This window comes from Roseobacter sp. HKCC-CH-9208, from assembly GCF_037805125.1.
Lineage (GTDB): Bacteria > Pseudomonadota > Alphaproteobacteria > Rhodobacterales > Rhodobacteraceae > M30B80.
In genome coordinates, this window is the sequence record NZ_JBBLYK010000001.1 from 983089 (window position 1) to 1000522 (window position 17434).

Annotated in this window: 17 protein-coding genes; 6 read left to right on the forward strand and 11 right to left on the reverse strand. The window is 56.9% G+C overall.

The features are described from left to right. Positions 1–76: 76 nt before the first annotated feature. The 3 genes from AAC621_RS04845 to AAC621_RS04855 form a co-directional block, all read right to left on the reverse strand. Positions 77–652, reverse strand: a complete 576-nt coding sequence (locus tag AAC621_RS04845; protein ID WP_340252727.1) for a hypothetical protein — start codon at positions 650–652, stop codon at positions 77–79. Positions 653–670: 18 nt separating this feature from the next. After that, positions 671–811 carry an aa3-type cytochrome c oxidase subunit IV gene (locus AAC621_RS04850; RefSeq protein WP_340244868.1) on the reverse strand — a complete coding sequence of 47 codons (141 nt, stop codon included), beginning with the start codon at positions 809–811 and terminating at the stop codon, positions 671–673. A 126-nt stretch (positions 812–937) separates the two neighbouring features. After that, the gene (locus AAC621_RS04855; protein WP_340252729.1) at positions 938–1963 is read right to left on the reverse strand and encodes an MBL fold metallo-hydrolase; all 1026 of its coding nucleotides are present in this window, start codon (positions 1961–1963) and stop codon (positions 938–940) included. Positions 1964–2057: 94 nt separating this feature from the next. On the opposite strand from AAC621_RS04855, the gene AAC621_RS04860 reads away from it, so the two are divergent. Further along, on the forward strand, positions 2058–3038 hold the full coding sequence (locus AAC621_RS04860) for an L-threonylcarbamoyladenylate synthase (protein WP_340252731.1): 981 nt from the start codon (positions 2058–2060) through the stop codon (positions 3036–3038). Here AAC621_RS04860 and AAC621_RS04865 read toward each other — a convergent pair. Continuing rightward, on the reverse strand, positions 3035–3637 hold the full coding sequence (locus tag AAC621_RS04865) for a YqgE/AlgH family protein (protein WP_340252733.1): 603 nt from the start codon (positions 3635–3637) through the stop codon (positions 3035–3037). The genes AAC621_RS04860 and AAC621_RS04865 overlap by 4 nt on opposite strands. Before the next feature lie 116 nt (positions 3638–3753). On the opposite strand from AAC621_RS04865, the gene AAC621_RS04870 reads away from it, so the two are divergent. Then, entirely contained in the window at positions 3754–4608 is an 855-nt protein-coding gene (locus tag AAC621_RS04870) for a protein-disulfide reductase DsbD domain-containing protein (protein ID WP_340252735.1), read from the forward strand. Here the strand turns inward: AAC621_RS04870 and AAC621_RS04875 are convergent. From AAC621_RS04875 to AAC621_RS04890, 4 genes are all read right to left on the reverse strand, one after another. After that, positions 4605–7976, reverse strand: coding sequence for an efflux RND transporter permease subunit (locus tag AAC621_RS04875; protein ID WP_340252737.1), 3372 nt, complete (start codon positions 7974–7976; stop codon positions 4605–4607). The genes AAC621_RS04870 and AAC621_RS04875 overlap by 4 nt on opposite strands. A gap of 2 nt (positions 7977–7978) precedes the next feature. Then, positions 7979–9319: an efflux RND transporter periplasmic adaptor subunit gene (locus AAC621_RS04880; protein ID WP_340252739.1), complete on the reverse strand. Its 1341-nt coding sequence runs from the start codon at positions 9317–9319 to the stop codon at positions 7979–7981. Between the two features lie 106 nt (positions 9320–9425). Continuing rightward, positions 9426–9968 carry a molybdenum cofactor biosynthesis protein B gene (moaB, locus tag AAC621_RS04885; RefSeq protein WP_340252741.1) on the reverse strand — a complete coding sequence of 181 codons (543 nt, stop codon included), beginning with the start codon at positions 9966–9968 and terminating at the stop codon, positions 9426–9428. Then, positions 9965–10789, reverse strand: a complete 825-nt coding sequence (locus AAC621_RS04890; RefSeq protein ID WP_340252743.1) for a uracil-DNA glycosylase — start codon at positions 10787–10789, stop codon at positions 9965–9967. The genes moaB and AAC621_RS04890 overlap by 4 nt, the downstream gene beginning before the upstream one ends. A gap of 133 nt (positions 10790–10922) precedes the next feature. Between AAC621_RS04890 and AAC621_RS04895 the strand changes: the two genes are divergently transcribed. From AAC621_RS04895 to plsY, 3 genes are read left to right on the forward strand one after another with little or no spacing between them, the layout of a single operon-like run. Continuing rightward, positions 10923–11879: an aspartate carbamoyltransferase catalytic subunit gene (locus AAC621_RS04895; RefSeq protein ID WP_340252745.1), complete on the forward strand. Its 957-nt coding sequence runs from the start codon at positions 10923–10925 to the stop codon at positions 11877–11879. Further along, the gene (gene pyrC, locus AAC621_RS04900; RefSeq protein WP_340252747.1) at positions 11876–13159 is read left to right on the forward strand and encodes a dihydroorotase; all 1284 of its coding nucleotides are present in this window, start codon (positions 11876–11878) and stop codon (positions 13157–13159) included. The genes AAC621_RS04895 and pyrC overlap by 4 nt, the downstream gene beginning before the upstream one ends. Next, positions 13153–13758 (forward strand): glycerol-3-phosphate 1-O-acyltransferase PlsY, encoded by a 606-nt coding sequence (plsY, locus tag AAC621_RS04905; protein WP_317656709.1) that lies wholly within the window; start codon positions 13153–13155, stop codon positions 13756–13758. Before pyrC ends, plsY begins: the two co-directional genes overlap by 7 nt. On the opposite strand, the gene AAC621_RS04910 is transcribed toward plsY, so the two are convergent. From AAC621_RS04910 to AAC621_RS04920, 3 genes are read right to left on the reverse strand one after another with little or no spacing between them, the layout of a single operon-like run. Next, positions 13759–15129, reverse strand: coding sequence for a glutamate--cysteine ligase (locus tag AAC621_RS04910; RefSeq protein ID WP_340252749.1), 1371 nt, complete (start codon positions 15127–15129; stop codon positions 13759–13761). A 20-nt stretch (positions 15130–15149) separates the two neighbouring features. Beyond that, the gene (locus AAC621_RS04915) at positions 15150–15689 is read right to left on the reverse strand and encodes a hypothetical protein (protein ID WP_340252751.1); all 540 of its coding nucleotides are present in this window, start codon (positions 15687–15689) and stop codon (positions 15150–15152) included. Further along, a complete protein-coding gene (locus tag AAC621_RS04920; protein WP_340252753.1) occupies positions 15676–16416 on the reverse strand; it encodes a 16S rRNA (uracil(1498)-N(3))-methyltransferase in 741 nt (246 codons plus the stop codon). Before AAC621_RS04920 ends, AAC621_RS04915 begins: the two co-directional genes overlap by 14 nt. An 11-nt stretch (positions 16417–16427) precedes the next feature. Here AAC621_RS04920 and ubiA point away from each other — a divergent pair, with 11 nt between their 5' ends. Beyond that, the gene (ubiA, locus tag AAC621_RS04925) at positions 16428–17381 is read left to right on the forward strand and encodes a 4-hydroxybenzoate octaprenyltransferase (RefSeq protein WP_340252755.1); all 954 of its coding nucleotides are present in this window, start codon (positions 16428–16430) and stop codon (positions 17379–17381) included. Positions 17382–17434 lie beyond the last annotated feature (53 nt).

The following is a 17434-nucleotide window of genomic DNA, read 5'->3' on the forward strand; positions in this document are numbered from 1 at the left end:
TTTTCTTCAAAAAAGATATCCCCCGTCCTTTTGGCACGGGGGTTTTCTTTTGCGCTATGCTCAAAGCGTGAAGGGGTCACCCTTCGTCATCATCATCCCAGATTTCATAGGTTCGGATGCCATCATAGCGGGCCAAATTTTCGATGGTCTTTTCGGGAAACCACGTAACTGGCAAATCGAAAAATTGCGGCAATTCGCCAAGCAATTCCGAGATTGAGCGCGAACAATTTGCCTTAGGGACAGGGCCAATTTCCTGAATGCGCTGCGCCACGAATCGCGCCTGTTCTGGCGGCAAAAGAACCTCTTGCGCCACGACATGATGAGTCTCGCGCGCATGCCACTGCAAATAAAACCCATAGAGCGTGGGATTCATTCCAAAGAGCACATCATTGCGTTCGGGTGCGGCAGGGTGGAACCAATCGCCGGCAGGATCAAACAACAATCGCTGCGTTCCATCATCAACAACAAGGGCACTATGCGCACCCGTGCCTGTTTCACTGCGCAGCATTGTCAAAAGCGTGATGCGCGTTGGCCCTGGCTCGCGATAGCTTGCTGTCGCAATGTCTTCATCACTGGCCCAAATCGATGGATTCGCGCAGCCCGTAAGGGCCAGCGCGAGACACAAAACTGTAAGAGGCGAACGCCACCCCATCGGTGTTCGACTTCAAACTTAGCGGGCGAAAAGGGCCAAGAAGATCACAACAGCGATCGAAACAGCACCAACGCGCATGCTCCACGTCATGAAACCATCAAAGGTTTTCTCCTGTTCGCTGATATCCATCGAGCCGTGCTTATGTTCGTTCTTTGCCATGGTCGTCTCCATTGATCTGGTCGCTTTAACGATGCGCATACCGAATTTCATGCGCCCTGTCACGCGACACTGTGACACGATCTTTGTAAAAATCTCACAAGGTGACAAGGGAGATGGGCGGCACCCTCAACTGCTCAACTGCCAAACCCATGCACCGCGCGTGTCCAATTCACGGACAACTTCGCCTAGATGATAGAGATGGTTGAGATGGGCCACGGCCTCGACCATCGCTAGCCCATAAGTCGCCTCATCAATCTGGCGTTTGAACAAGGGGGCAAAGCAGTCAACCGCTGTGCGGGGTTCCGCGCGCAAATGTTCACGCAGCCGGGCAAGCGCACCGTGATGATTGTCCGATAATTGCGCCAATCGTGCAGGCAATCCGTGATAGGGCAGCTTGTGACCTGGCAAAACAAGATGATCTTCGCGCGCCATGGTTTCAAACCTTGCGCAGCTTTCTAGCCATTCGGCCACAGGATCTGCCATCGGTTCTGTAGGATAAACCCCAAGATTGGGCGATATCGATGGCAAAAGCTGATCCCCCGCCAAAACAAGCGGCGCATCTTGGCACCATAAGGTGGCATGATCTGGCGCGTGACCTTGGCCCAAATGCACGACCCAGTCACGCCCGCCAAGACGATGCACCGCCCCTTCCTCCAAACGCGTAAAGCCCAAGGGTAAAGGATAAACTGTGTCACAGAAATTAAAGGGGCGGTTATCAAGGCGCTTGCTCAAAAGCGCCTCATCCATGCCCGCCCCACGCCAAAAAGACACCGCTTCTGGGCTCGGTGTTGGCTCCTCGTCCAAGGTCAGCATCCTTGCCGTCAGCCATGCGGTGCGGGTCATCAATAATTCCGCGCCTTGTGCTATAAACCAACCAGCAAGCCCGACATGATCGGGGTGGTGATGGGTGACAACCACCCGCAAGATAGGATCACCGCGCAGATCATCTTTTATAATCGCGGCCCATTCACGGCGATTGAGTTTTGTATCAAGCCCTGTGTCGATCACCGTCCAGCCATTTGGTTCGCGCAAGGCATAGACATTCACATGATCCAAGCCCAAGGGCATGGATAACCGAATCCACAGGATGCCATCCGCTATTTCCCGCGCAGTGCCTTTTGCAGGTGGGGTCTCGTGTGGATAGTGGATCATGTTACACCTTTTTGCAGCGCGGCTTGGCTTCACAGCACGCCCAAGCTATATCGGGCCGCGCAAACACCACAGCCGTCCTAGGCGATGAACCCCAATGTCACAAGTGCCACCCACCCAAGACCGCCCCGCATGTTTGTCCACTGATGAGCAGGGGATCGCGCGTGCTTGTGGCTTGCTAGAACAAGGGGAATTGGTCGCGCTGCCCACGGAAACTGTCTACGGGCTTGGCGCAGATGCACGCAATGACCAAGCCTGTGCCAAAATCTTTGAGGCAAAAGGGCGGCCTACATTCAACCCGCTGATCGTGCATGTGGCTGACCTCGCACAGGTCGCGCAAATTGCAGACGTGACCGATACCGCACGTATCTTGGCAGATCGGTTTTGGCCCGGCCCTTTGACCTTGGTCTTGCGCCTGCGCCCCGATCACGGGCTATCCCCCTTGGTCAGTGCAGGTCTGCCGACTGTGGCAATTCGCATTCCAAACCACCCTGTGGCCCAAAATATCTTGCGCCGCTTTGGTGGCCCAATTGCTGCACCCTCTGCCAATAGATCAGGGCGTTTGTCCCCCACATCGGCCGAACATGTGGCGCGATCGTTGGGCAATCGCATCGCGGCGATCGTAGATGGTGGGCCCTGCCCCGTAGGCCTTGAGTCAAGCATCGTGGACGCAAGTCAGAAACCCGCAAAACTCCTGCGCGAGGGTGGCATTGCGCGCGAAGAGATCAGCGCGCTGACTGGGGCGCTTGTGTCTGACCTCACACCTGGACGCGTAGCTGCACCTGGTCAGATGAGCAGCCATTACGCCCCCAATGCACCGCTGCGCATCAATCAGGATCTCAGCGACCCAACACGATTACGCATTGCCTTTGGCCCGATGGGGGATGCAGATTTCACCCTCTCGGAAAAGGGCGACTTGCGGGAGGCGGCTGCGGCACTGTTTTCAATCCTGCACCACGCCGATGCGGAACTGGCTTTGCGCGGCAAAACTGGGATTGATGTCGCGCCTGTCCCACAAAAGGGATTGGGCCTTGCAATCAATGATCGGCTGATGCGGGCTGCCGCCCCGCGCGATTAAGCGCGCCCTGCATGCGCAGACAACAAAATCGGATCAATGCCCAATTTTGCAAGCGCAGCTTCCCATTTGCGCGGCATATCCACGTTGAAAACCAGATCAGGCGCGGCCTCGCAAATCAGCCACGCATTCTGCGCAATCTCACTTTCCAACTGGCCCCGACCCCAGCCCGCATAGCCCAAGGCGACAATGGCCTGATCTGGGCCTTCGCCTTGCGCAATATCGTCTAGGATATCAAGGGTGGCGGTCATGGCAAATGTGTCATCCACCTCTAGGCGTCCCGCATGACCTGCGTCACCTTGCGCATAAGAGGTTTCATGCAGAACAAATCCACGCCCCTGTTCAACGGGGCCACCAAAGCAGATTGGTAAATCAGGCAAAGATCCTGAGCCATTAGCAATGCCCAATTGCTCAAACATCTCAGACAAGGTTAATTCGGTCAAAGGTTTGTTAATGATCAACCCCATGGCCTGCTCGTCATCATGCGCGCAGAGGAACACCACCGCATGCGCAAAACGCGGATCCCCCATTCCAGGCATAGCGACCAAGAGTTTGCCTGTTAAAGTCTCGATCGCGCTGTCGATATTTTCAATTTCATTCATATGTCCAAAATGCGCGGAGCCTGTCGCAAGGGCAAGGGGCGACCGCGCGGAATTTGCCGCATCTTCGCCGAAACGTGACTTTTCATTCCTGGCGTCTGCCGCTAACCACTTAGGCTATGATGAATGAAACCATCCCATGCAATGCCGCCGCGCGCGCCCTCACTTTGGGCGCTTTTGCGTTTTGCATGGCCTGCGGGATCACGGGCGCCGCGTCAGGCCAAACTGTTGCCTTGAACGGTGATGATGTCGTCACGGCACGGTTTCTGTCTGGATGGCGTATGGAAAATGGCCATCACATGGCCGCCGTAGAAATCAGCCTAGCCCAAGGGTGGAAAACCTATTGGCGCAGCCCTGGGGATGGGGGCCTCGCACCTGAATTGCGGATCGAAAGAAACGCTCAGATTGCAGCGGCTTGGATGCATTTCCCCCGCCCCGAAGTTATCTTCACAGCGGGCACGCCCAATATTGGGTATCATGATCACGTGGTCTTTCCGATTGAGCTTGCAATGCCCCACGGCCTTGGCCCCATGCCCCTATCGGCAGAGTTGAGCATTGGCGTTTGTGACGAAATTTGCATGCCAATCAGCCTTGAGCTTGAGGGTATTTTACCAGATAGCGGGGCCCGTGATCCGATGATCCTGCAGGCGTTGGCAGATCAACCCACCCCCGCCGCAGAAGCTGGCGTTGGCTCTGCCCGATGTGCAATCAGGCCAATTTCAGATGGGTTGCAAGTGTCGGTAGAGGTCACCGCCCCCGATTTAGGGTCGCCTGAAACGATGATGTTAGAACTGCCCCTCCCAGATGTCTGGATGTCGCCGCCCACCTTTCAGCGCAATGGGGGGCAGATCACCGCAACGGCGGATTTGGTGCCCCCGCAAGGCCTGCCCTTTTCGATGGAGCGCTCAGACCTGCGCATCACACTTGTCGGCTCTCATCGCGCGATCGAGATTGAGGGCTGCGTGGCGCGTTAGGTCTTGCGATTTTGATAGGCGACCCCTGCGGCAAGCCCCAAAACAAAGATCAGCACGCCAAGGCTAAAGACAAGGAACGCAGTCAGGGCACTCGCGGGTAGGAGTGCGGCCCCCCATCCCCAAGCCCCGCCCGTCAAGATTGGGCCGCCCATGACCAAACCCCACCAGAGAACCACCCCCAAAGAGGCAAGCCAAAGCGTGGCGCCTGCTTGACCAATCCGCTCGCGATGGCCCAAGCCGCGGCGCAAGCTGCGCACATGCTTTCCAATATCAGCTTGTATTGCCAAAACCGCTGGCACCAAGAGCAAGACGACAAACATCCCAAAGCCCAAACCATAAACCAACGTAATCACAGTGGGTTTGAGGAACTGCGCCTGTGACGATGTTTCAAACAACAAGGGCGCAAGACCCAGAACCGTGGTCAGGGTGGTCAAAAGAATGGGTCGCAAACGATCACAGGCAGCATCAACCACGGCAGGGATCAGCCCACGATCTTTTGCATATTCATCCACAGTTGAAACCAAAACAATCGAGTCATTGATGATGATACCCGTCATCCCGATCAGACCCACAACCGTAAACATCGACAGAGGCACATCCCAATGCCAATGGCCAAATATCGCCCCCGTCAGGCCAAACGGGATCACGCACAGCACGACAAGCGGGCGCAGCCAGCTTGCAAAAATCCAGGCCAAAACGATGTAAATGCCAACCATACAGGCCAAGAACCCCGCAAGGGCATCGTCCAAGAAAGCGCGTTCCTGCTCGGCCAAGCCCGAAAGGGTCGTGGTCACCCCAAATTGCGCCTCAATATTTGGCAAGATTTGATCACGCAATTGCGCCATGATTTCCTCAGCGCGGGCAGGGTCATCTTCGGATAAGTCCCCCGTCACTGACACCACGCGCTGTCCGTTTTCGCGGCGGATTGTGGAAAAGCCCGTTCGCGTCTCAACCGAAACAATATCGGCCAAGGGCACATAGCTGCCGCCATCCGCCCGCAACAACATGCGATCCAGAAAATCGGCGGTTAACTCGCCTTGCGGCAATTCCACCCGCACCGTGGCCGTGCGCAACCCATCGGGAAAGCTTGCCGCTTCAACCCCACCCAAGCGATTGCGCAATATCCGCCCCAAAGCCTCAATTTCAAATCCCAAGGCCTCTCCGCGCGGGGTTAGAGATAGACTTAACTCTTGCCGATCATAGGGCAGATCATCGGCCAAACCTGACACCTCGCCAACGGGCAAAAGCACGGTTTTGACGGCCTCTGCTGCAGCCTTGAGAATCTCGGTTTCCGCGCCTGTGATTTGAACATCAATCGCATCGCCACCTGGCCCGCCGCGCCATCCGCGAAAGCTGATCTCTTCCACCATCGGATTTTGCTGCACTTCATTTTGTAAATCCGCGACAAAAGCAAAGGAGGAATAAGTGCGCAGGTCAGGGTCAATCAACTCGATAGAAATTGACCCTAAAAGATCGCTGTCTTTCCCATCGGCAGATGCAAGACTGCCGCCCGTATTCCCGCCAATTTCAGCTAAGACATACGAGGTTGGGTTGCGGCCATGCTCAGCCTCATACCGGCTTGCAACGGCCTCAACCGCGCGTTGCATTTCAGCCAACATGGCAAGGCTATCGTCACGCCCTGCCCCGTCAAGCATGGCAAAATTCCCCGAAACGGAGCTCAGCTCAGGCGCGTTGAAAAAGCGCCACGTGACATCACCGCGCAAGAAACTGGCGGCTTGGGTGGCCAAAAGCAGCAACATCACGGCCACAACAGGATAGCGCGCTTTAACGGCAAAATCGATGAAGGGGCGGAAATAGCGCCCGCGCAGCCTCTCGAACCAGCGGTTCACAAAACGTGAGGGGCGATCATACCAAGCATCCTTCGCATTCGCCGCCAAAGCATGCGCCATATGGTTGGGAAGGATTAGGAAACATTCCACCAAACTGGCCGTCAGCACCACGATGACAGTAAAGGGAATATCAGCGATCAAATCCCCAAACCTGCCGCCAATGGCCGCAAGTCCCGCAAATGCCAGAACAGTGGTGAGGGTCGCGGCAAAAACAGGCGCTGCCATGCGCCGCGCGGCAGTTTCGGCGGCAGTGATAGGGTCTTCCCCAAGGGCGCGATGGCGGTAGTCGGCATGTTCGCCCACCACAATCGCATCATCCACAACAATCCCCAAAGTGATGATCAAAGCAAAAAGCGAAATCATATTCAGGGTGATACCAACGGCATACATCAGCGCAATTGCGGCCAACATCGCCACGGGGATGCCCGCTGCCACCCAAAAAGCGGTGCGGGCATTGAGAAACAAAAACAACAAGCCAAGAACCAACGCCAAACCTGTCGCGCCATTGGACAACAGAATTTCTAAACGCCCCGAAATAAACTCTGCGCGCGTGCGGATCAGATCAATCTGCACATCTTGCGGCAGGGTCGCCTCCATTTGCGTGGCGATGTCTTCGACTGTTGACTGTATGGAAATCGCATCACCCTTATCCGAGCGATCCACCCGCACCGTCATTGCTGGGTTGCCACCCACGAAGTACGCACTTTCACGGTCAACCGCCAATTCCATCACCCGCGCCACATCTCCAATCGAGACTGTGCGCCCGTTAGGGTCACGAATAAGGGCAATTGCCGCGATCTCCTCCGCGCTACGCTTGGCTGATCCTGCCCGCACCCGTGCATTGGCCCCATCAACCGCCCCTGCGGGCGCGGTATCGACTTCGGCCGCAATGGCACCTGCAATATCAGCCATCGTGAGATCATATTGAATCAACCGCACCGTTGGCACTTCGATCAAAATCTGCGGGGCAGCGACCCCGCGAATGGTTGTGCGTGTCACCCCCTGATCAAAGAGGCGCGCCACGAATTCATCTGCGAACCGACCCAGTTGGGCGGGTGCCACGGGCCCCGTAATCACCACATCAGTCACGCGATCACGCCATGTGCCGCGCCGCACCTCTGGCATATCGGCATCTTGGGGCAGGTCGGTGACACTATCGACTGCCTGCTGCACATCATCTGCTGCGCGGGCCATGTCCCAGCTGGGCTCAAATTCCAAACGAATATTGGCCACCCCTTCACGCGCGGTGGCCTCGGATGCGACAACACCATCAACCGCCAAAAGAACAGGTTCCAAGACGCCCACAATGGCGGCATCTACATCCTCAGCCCCTGCCCCATCCCATCGGGTCGAGATGTCGATATCATCCACCACAACATCGGGAAAAAACTGCGCACGCATATTGGGCAGGGCAAACAAGCCTGCCACGATCAATGCAACCAAAACCAAATTGGCCGCCGTGCGGTGACGCGTGAAATAAGACAATATGCCCGAGGCCTGTGGCGGAAGGCTACGCATGGTTAGCCCCCCATTCGTTCTTCAAGCCGCGCCACCACCCCGCTTGGCACACGGGGTTGGTTTAATTGATCCAAAAGCCGCGATTTCACATCATCAGGGATAAAACTGTTGCCTTCAACATAGGCGATCAGCCGCGCACGGCGTTCAGGGTCAAGCTCTAGCTCCTCGTCTTGCACCACCTCAGGTAGGCTGCCATCGGCTGTAGGGCGCAGAGGGTCAACCTTGATCCCCGCCCCCAAGACGGGGGTTCGGGCGGCCACAATCTCACGGCCTGCCAAGTGATCCGCGCGGAAAATCACATCATCCCCTTGCCGGCGCAGGAGCGTAACTTCGGCGTCCTCAAGGCGATCTTCATCCCCCAAAACAAGCACATGCGCGCCATCGGCCAAGGCCGTGGCAGGCGCAATCATGACGCCCTCAAGCGCGGGCTCGGTCACATGGACAGTGACAAAATCCCCCGCTTGCAAGCCCGCAGGGCGCAGCACATCGGCAAAGAGCAACCTCCCCGTTTGCCCCTCACCCACCGCCCCGCTCTCCCGCGTCAGGCGTGCAGGTAGGGTCAGAACTTGCTCACCCAGATCAATGCGCAACTCCACATCAACTTGCGGCAGGCGGCCATCTTCGCCCACCAGGCGCGCATATTGCGCGGTCGATAGACGAAAGGCGACTTCAAGCTGATCAGGATCAAGCAGGCGGCCAAATTGCTCATTCGCGCTCAACAGCCGCCCTTCGGCCAAATCAACCTCTGACAAAACCCCCGAAAATCCAGCGCGAATTTCAGTATCAGCCAAACGCCGCTCTGCATCCGCAAGCGCCTGCCTGCGGGCCAATGTGGCTTGGCTGGCGGAAGCCACGGCCAATTCCGCCGCCTCAACCGCGGCCAAACTGCCGACACCGCGATCCGCAAGATCACGCGCCCGCTCTAGCGCGCGGCGGCGCAAATCTTCCTGCGCTTCAGCATCCTGTAGATCTGCCGCGGCGGTGTCGCGCGCCCATTCTGCCTCGGCAGGATCAATCCGCACCAAAAGCGCGCGTTCCTCAACACGCCCCCCCTCGCGGAAATTGGGCGCAAGCTCAACCACACGTCCCCCGATGGCCGCCCGCAATTCTAGACTGCGCCGCGGCAAAATCTCGCCAAACGCGGTCAGTTCAGGACGCAAGCTTTGCGGGGTCAGCGTCAGAACTTCGGCTGCAAAAACCCGCTCTCGGGCAGGCGGGCGACTGCCCTGATCGCCCATGCGTTCCTGCAAAGATGACCAGATCAGCCCGACCGCCAAGGACAACAGTCCGAAGGTCACAGCGCTTAGGAATAACCCCGTCAATGCACGGTTGAAAAATCTCATAAATGTATCGCCTCAGCAGGGAAGGATTACCCTAAGAATAGACCAAGAAAGCACGATGGAAATAGCGCGGCATAGTGACCCCACATGGGGGATATGTTCGGCATGGCTATTTCCGCCGCCGATGTTCCTCAAGGCGGGGCAAGATTTCAACAAAATTGCAGGGGCGATGGCGATAATCGAGCTGCCATTTTAGAATTTCATCCCACGCATCGGCACAGGCCCCCGAACTACCCGGTAAGGCAAAAAGGTATGTGCCTTGGCAGACCCCGCCCGTTGCCCGAGATTGAACTGCTGATGTGCCAATTTTGTGCATCGATACCATGGTGAAAACGGTGCCAAAGGCCTCGATTTCTTTTTCGTAAACATCGCGATGCGCCTCCACCGTGACATCGCGCCCTGTAAGACCCGTGCCACCCGTGGTCAGGATCACGTCCACCGCAGGATCCGCGCACCACGTGCGCAGTTTTTCTGCGATCTCAGTGCGCTCATCGCGTAAAATCTCGCGGTGGATCAAATGATGGCCCGCCGCTTTGATCCGCCCTTCCAAAAGGTCGCCAGATTTATCTTGCGTCAAATCCCGCGTGTCAGAAACGGCCAGAACCGCAATGCGGATTGGGATAAAGTCGCGCGTCTCATCAATGCGGCTCATCTCGCGCCCCCAAGGCTCGCTTTCAGTTTCAACAAATCCGCCCAAGCCTCGCGCTTGAGCAAAGGCACGTTCAATAATCGAGCGGGCGAATAAATTGGGAAAGCAGGGCAGCGATGCGCGCCTGCGACAAGCATATGATCCGATTCACGCAGACGCTGGATACCCGTTTGTGACAGGGCTGAAACGCAAGATGCATTTCCAAGCAGCACCACCGCCTTCGGCGCACATAATGCGATATGGCGCAGCAAGAAAGGACGCAGCACCTGATGCTCGGCCTCTGTGATTGGGCGATCTTGCGGCATCCGCCACGGGGAAACGTACGTGAAATAGAGCGCCTCACTCTGACCCTCTGCCGACCGCGAAAGACCGATCGCGCCAAACATCGCATCAAAGAGTTTGCCCGCCTCATCGCTAAAACCCTGCCCCGCCTCATCATCGGCACGGCTTGGGGCTTCGGCAATGACCATCACATCGGCCTGAGGGTTGCCCTGTGAGAAAACCATATTCCGCGCGCCTTTGCGCAGATCAAGCCCATGGAAATCCGCCATTGCAGCCCGCAATGCATCTAAGGAAGGTGCCGCCTGTGCTAGGGCATCGGCGGCTTTGGCCAAATCTGAAACAGTGGCCGCTTTCGGTGCGGGTGTTGGTGCAGGCTTGGACTGCGCGACCTTTGGTGAAACGGGCGCAGGCTTCACCTCGGGCTCAAGGTCAAATCGGTTGATCGGCGCTTCTTCAATCACATCGCTCACACCCAAATCCACCTGCCAACTGAGCGCGGCAAGCGCATCGGTATAGGTCTTCTGATCAAGGTCATGGCGCATGGTCACAATGCTACTGCCAGTGCGCCGCGAGGTAAATGGGCCATAACAGCCTCTATCGGATGGGTTGTGTCCGCCCCCAAAGACGGCCTATAAGCGGCGCAGTCAAATAGGAAGACAGATCAGGGGGAGCCCGATGTCGTTTCGCCAAAACCACCTCTTAGGTATCGAAACACTTGCCCCCGATGAAATCGTTACAATTCTTGATCTTGCCGATCGCTACGCCGAACTTGAGCGCGGTGATAATAAACACGGTGACGCCTTAAAGGGGCTGACCCAGATCAATATGTTTTTCGAGGCCTCCACCCGCACCCAAGCCAGTTTTGAATTGGCAGGCAAACGTCTTGGCGCGGATGTGATGAACATGGCGATGGCGGCGTCTAGCCTGAAAAAGGGTGAAACGCTCATTGATACGGCGCTGACGCTCAACGCGATGCATCCTGATCTTTTGGTTGTGCGGCACCCCCATTCGGGCGCCGTGAACCTCTTGGCGGAAAAGGTAAATTGCGCGGTTCTGAATGCGGGCGATGGCAAGCATGAACACCCAACCCAAGCCCTGTTGGATGCGCTGACCATTCGCCGCGCAAAAGGGCGCTTGCACCGCCTGAACATTGCGATATGCGGCGACATTGCACATAGCCGCGTGGCGCGCTCAAACATTCTGCTGCTTGGCAAAATGGAGAACCGAATTCGTCTAATTGGCCCCCCCACCTTGATGCCCGCAGGGGTCAGCGAATGGGGCGTGGAAATGTATGACGATATGCAAGCAGGGCTTGCAGGCTGTGATGTGGTGATGATGCTGCGCCTTCAAAAAGAACGCATGGACGGCGCCTTCATCCCATCGGAACGGGAATATTATCACCGCTTCGGGCTGGACGCAGAAAAGCTGAGCGCCGCCAAGGATGATGCGATTGTCATGCACCCCGGCCCAATGAATCGCGGGGTCGAGATTGACGGAACCATTGCCGATGACATCAACCGATCAGTAATTCAAGAGCAGGTTGAAATGGGCGTTGCTGTGCGTATGGCAGCAATGGATTTGCTGGCGCAGAATTTGCGTGCCAGACGAGCCGAAAAGGGGGCGCAGGCATGAATATACTATTCAAAAATGCGCGCCTCATAGACCCAGAGGCAGGCACCGAGGATTTGGGCTGGCTTCTCGTCAAAGATGGTATGATTGCGGCGCGCGGAACGGGTGGCACAACCCGAAACGCAGAGCGCGTCATTGACTGCGCCGAATCCTGCCTTGCCCCCGGTCTGGTCGATATTGGCGTCAAAATCGGCGAGCCTGGTGAACGTCATAAGGAAAGTTTCCGCAGCGCAGGCGCGGCTGCCGCCGCAGGAGGCGTGACCACCATCGTCACGCGTGCTGACACCACCCCCCCGATTGATACGCCTGAAACATTGGAATTCGTGCGCCGCCGCGCGCAGGATGCAAGCCCCGTGCGTATCCTCCCAATGGCTGCCCTGACCAAGGGCCGTGAGGGGCGCGAGATGACGGAATTGGGCTTTCTCTTGGATGCAGGGGCTGTGGCCTTCAGCGATGGCGACCTCGTTCTGCGCGACAGCAAGGTTCTCAGCCGCTGCATGGTGTACGCCCGCAGTCTTGGCGCGCTCATTGTGGGCCATCCACAAGACCCTATTTTGTCAGAAGGGGCGGCTGTAACCTCTGGCAAATTCGCCTCTCTTAAAGGCTTGCCCGCAGTGTCGCCTATGGCAGAACGTATGGGGTTGGAGCGCGATCTTGCATTGGTTGAAATGACCGGCGTGGCCTATCACGCAGATCAGATCTCCACCGCGAAATCGTTACCCGCGCTGCGCCGCGCGAAAGAGGCAGGGCTGAATGTTACGGCCGGTATTTCAATCCACCATTTGACGCTGAACGAATTTGACGTGGGCGATTACCGCACCTTCTTTAAGGTCAAGCCACCCTTGCGCGCCGAGGAAGACCGCGTTGCGATGGTTGAGGCGCTGCGGGAAGGGCTTATTGATATTATTTGCTCCATGCACACACCCCAGGATGAAGAAAGCAAACGGCTGCCTTATGAAGCGGCGGCCAGTGGCGCAGTAGGGCTTGAAACCCTTTTGCCCGCCGCGTTGCGGCTGCATCAAGGGGCGGGTCTGAGCCTGCCTGATCTCTTCAAAGCGTTGTCTTTGAACCCCGCCCGCCGCTTTAATGTCCCAGGTGGCAGCTTAGCCGAAGGTGCTGCGGCTGATCTCATTCTGTTTGATCCAAATCGACCCTTTGTTCTGGATCGCTTCGCTTTGCACTCAAAATCCAAGAACACGCCCTTTGATGGCGCACGGCTGCAAGGGATGGTTTTGGCAAGTTTCGTCAACGGCCAATGCATTTATGAACGGAACGCATCGTGATCGAATTTAACTTGATCCAATTGGGCCTCGTTGGGATCGGGGCCTATCTCTTGGGCTCGGTTCCCTTTGGACTGGTCATGGCGCGCCTGTTCAATTTGGGCGATTTGCGCAGCATTGGGTCGGGCAATATTGGCGCAACCAATGTCCTGCGCACAGGCCATAAACTGGCGGCTTTCCTGACCTTGGTTCTTGATGCAGGAAAAGGTGCGATTGCCGTTTTGGTGGCACGCGCTTTGTTTGGCGATTTAGCTGCACAAGTTGCGGGGGGCGCGGCATTTCTCGGGCATTGCTACCCTGTGTTTATCGGTTTCAAGGGCGGCAAGGGGGTGGCAACCTTTCTCGGCACGCTCCTCGCACTTGCTTGGCCTGCAGGTATTGCGGCTTGCGCCACATGGGCGATTGTGGCCGCGCTGTTTCGCATTTCGTCCCTATCCGCGCTGATCGCGGCAGTATTATCACCCGTATTCGTGGCAATCTTGGGTTATCCGCAAACCGCAGTCGTCACGGTCATCTTGGCTGCGCTGATTTTCAACAGACACCACGCGAATATCAAAAGACTGCTCTCTGGCACCGAGCCGAAAATTGGCCAGAAATCCTAATCAGTATTTATACTCTTCGTAGATCCGCGTTAAATCACCGCCCCATTCGCCGTGATAGCGTTCCAACAATTCATCGGCGGGGGTTTTGCCGCTGTCTAGGCTTTCTTTCAACGCATTCAGAAAATGTGTCTCATCAGGCACAAGCCCACCCGCGCCCGCGCGCGCGCGGGTTTTCAACCCCGCCTCAGAGAGCGCCACAACTTCACGCGCCAGCTCATGCATCTTTATCCCGTGAGTGTCGGCCTGAAGCCCTTCAACAGATGCCGCAACGCGCAGCGCATCGCGGGTCTCAGCGTCCCATCCCTTCACCAAATCCCATGCGGCGTCCAATGCGGTCTGATCATACATCAAACCCACCCAAAACGCGGGCAAGGCACATAGCCTGCGCCATGGGCCGCCATCGGCACCGCGCATTTCGATGAATTTCTTGACCCGTGCCTCTGGGAAAATTGTGGTCAAATGATCCGCCCAATCAGACAGGGTCGGCACCTCACCTGGAAGGGCGGGCAATTGACCTTTGAGAAAATCGCGGAAGGATTGACCGAGCGCGTCAATGTAAACCCCATCGCGATATACAAAATACATCGGCACATCGAGCGCATATTGCACCCATGCCTCAAAGCCAAAACCCTGCTCAAAGACGAAGGGCAGCATCCCCGTTCGCGTGGCATCGAGGTCACGCCAAACACGGGAGCGCCATGATTTATGCCCATTGGGTTTGCCATCAATAAAGGGCGAATTTGCAAACAGCGCAGTCGCGACAGGTTGCAACGCCAAAGCCACGCGCAGCTTTTGCACCATATCCGCCTCAGAGGAGAAATCGAGGTTCACCTGAACCGTGCTGGTGCGATACATCATGGTTTTGCCCATGCTGCCCACGCGATCCATATAGCCTGTCATCAGGCGATACCGCCCTTTTGGCATCATCGGCATATCCTCATGCCGCCAAATCGGGGCCGCACCTAGGCCGATGAATTCAACCCCGATCTTATCGGCGACATCACGCACCTCGCGGAGGTGTTGGTTCACCTCGTCACAGGTCTGGTGGATTGTCTCGAGAGGCGCGCCTGAAAGTTCAAGCTGCCCGCCCGGCTCAAGGCTGACATTCGCGCCATCCTTGGTCAGGCCGATGATGTGCGCGCCCTCCATCACGGGCGCCCATCCGAATTTATCGCGCAACCCCTCAAGCACCGCTTCGATTGAGCGAGGGCCATCATAGGGCAGCGGGTTTAGCGTGTCGCGGCAATAGCCGAATTTTTCATGCTCTGTGCCAATGCGCCATTGATCCCGCCGCTTGCACCCTGCGGCCAAATACTCTGCCAACTGGCTTTCGCGTTCAATAGGGCCACCGCCTTGCTGAGGTATCGACATGGGCGCTGCTCCCGCCTGAATTATGATTGCACACCAATGCGGAACTGGCCCGCCTGACCATCCGTGTCAAGGCCACGCGTCCACAGAATTTGCGTACCAAGGCGTTTCCTATCGCGCGCGGCAATCAGCGCTGCCATTGAAATTTTGGGCAGAGCAGAAAACCCATCAAACAAAACCTCTGCGCCGCTTGCCTCAAGGGGGATGGTCAAAACACTGTCGCGGGTTTTCAAAACCCATGCAGGATCATTGTCCTTATCCACCCGTAAGCCAAGGCTTTCTAGATCATCCAAATCCACGGCACCTCCCCAAATTAGGCCCATATAGGCGATGCGCCCTTCAACAAGGCTGACCACCCCCACGCCTTGCCCAGACGATGCAAACCGCGCGCGGCGCCATGCGACAAAGCCCGTTGTTGCTGCCACGGCAACCACCATCCACCCAACCATGCCTAAAATTGGGCTCGGGCGCGTGATCAACCACAGGCCAAAGCTAACCGCGCAGAAGGCTGCGATCACCTCTGCGTATCGCACAAAGGCGTGGCGCAATTCAGGTCGGATCATGCCAATCCCCCAAATGAGATTGAAACAGCGTCAGCAGGGCCACGGCGGCGGTATCCGCACGCAAAATGCGTGGGCCAAGGCTGACTGGGGTCACAAAAGGCAGGCGCGACAGGCTTGCGCGCTCTTGCGGGGAAAACCCGCCCTCAGGGCCAATCAAAAGCGCCCATTTCTGACTAGGCTGCGGCCCCGCAAAAGCCGCCGCGACACCAACCCGCGCCTCATCCGCCCAAATAATCTGACGATCCTCAGGCCATTGCGCCAAAAGGCGATCAAGGCGCATCAGATCACTGACCTCAGGCACGAATGTGCCGCCACATTGCTCTGCCGCCTCTATGGCGTGGGCTTGCAAGCGATCCTGCCTGATCCGCTCGGAATTGGTGAACTCGGTCTGAACGGGGATGATCCGCGCGGCCCCCATCTCGGTCGCTTTTTCCACGATAAAATCTGTGCGCGCTTTTTTGATTGGCGCGAAAATCAGCCATAGATCAGGCGGCAGCTGAACCACGCGGGTTTGCTCGCGGCACAAAAGCCGTCCTGCGCGCTTATTTGCTTCGACAACTTCGGCAAGAAACTCACCGTCACGGCCATTAAACACCAAAATCTCGGCCCCAACGGAAAGCCGCATCACAGCAAAAAGATAATTGGCCTGATCACGCTCGAGAGAGAGTGTTTGCGCTTTGGCAAGCGGCTGGTCTAGGTAAAGGCGTATCTTGGCGGCTTGAGACATAAGGGGATCATATGAGCGCAGATAACCAAATGCCAGAGGGTCGCGTGCGCGATGCCTATCAGGGCAATTGGGTCGATCATCTCGCCCCTGCCGCAACACGGCCCTATCTGCGATTATCTCGGGCCGATCGCCCAATTGGCACATGGTTATTGCTTTTGCCGTGCTGGTGGGGCTTGGCGCTTTCTGTTGCGGCTGACCCTGCGGGCGGAACAGTCTATGATCTCTGGATTGCACTTGGCTGCGCTATTGGCGCGTTTCTCATGCGCGGTGCAGGCTGCACATGGAATGACATCACCGACCGCCATATTGATGCGGGCGTTGCCCGCACCCAATCGCGCCCTTTGCCATCAGGTCAGGTGACAGTGCGCGGCGCACTGATTTGGGCGGTTGTGCAGGCACTCATCTCTTTTGGTATTCTGCTCACCTTTCAAGCAGCCGCAATTTGGTTGGGCATTCTGGCTCTCTTGCCTGTGGCGATTTATCCTTTTGCCAAGCGTTTCACATGGTGGCCGCAGGTGTTTTTGGGCATTGCCTTTAACTGGGGCGCGCTTTTGGCTTGGGCGGCGCATCAAGGCAATCTATCGCTTGCCCCTATCCTTCTTTATCTCGCAGGAATTGCATGGACCCTGTTTTATGACACGATTTATGCCCATCAAGACAAAGAAGATGACGCGCTGATGGGCGTGAAATCGACCGCACGCCTTTTTGGGGAGAATTCGGCGCAGTGGCTTTGGGGCTTCTTGATCATCAGCGCGGGCCTCGCGGCGGCGGCTGTGATGGTTGTCCTATCAGGGGCGGCGCTAATATTGGGTCTTTGCGGCGTTGTGGGTTTTGCCGCCCATATGATCTGGCAGATGCGGCAGTTGGACATCAACAATGTCGACCGCTGCCTGTCGCTGTTTCGCAGCAATCGCGATGCTGGGCTGATCTTTGGGCTATTTCTTGCCGCTGCAGCATGGCTGTGATTGATCCTCGGGCGATTAATCTCTAAGCCATCCGCAGGGGATAAATTCGGATC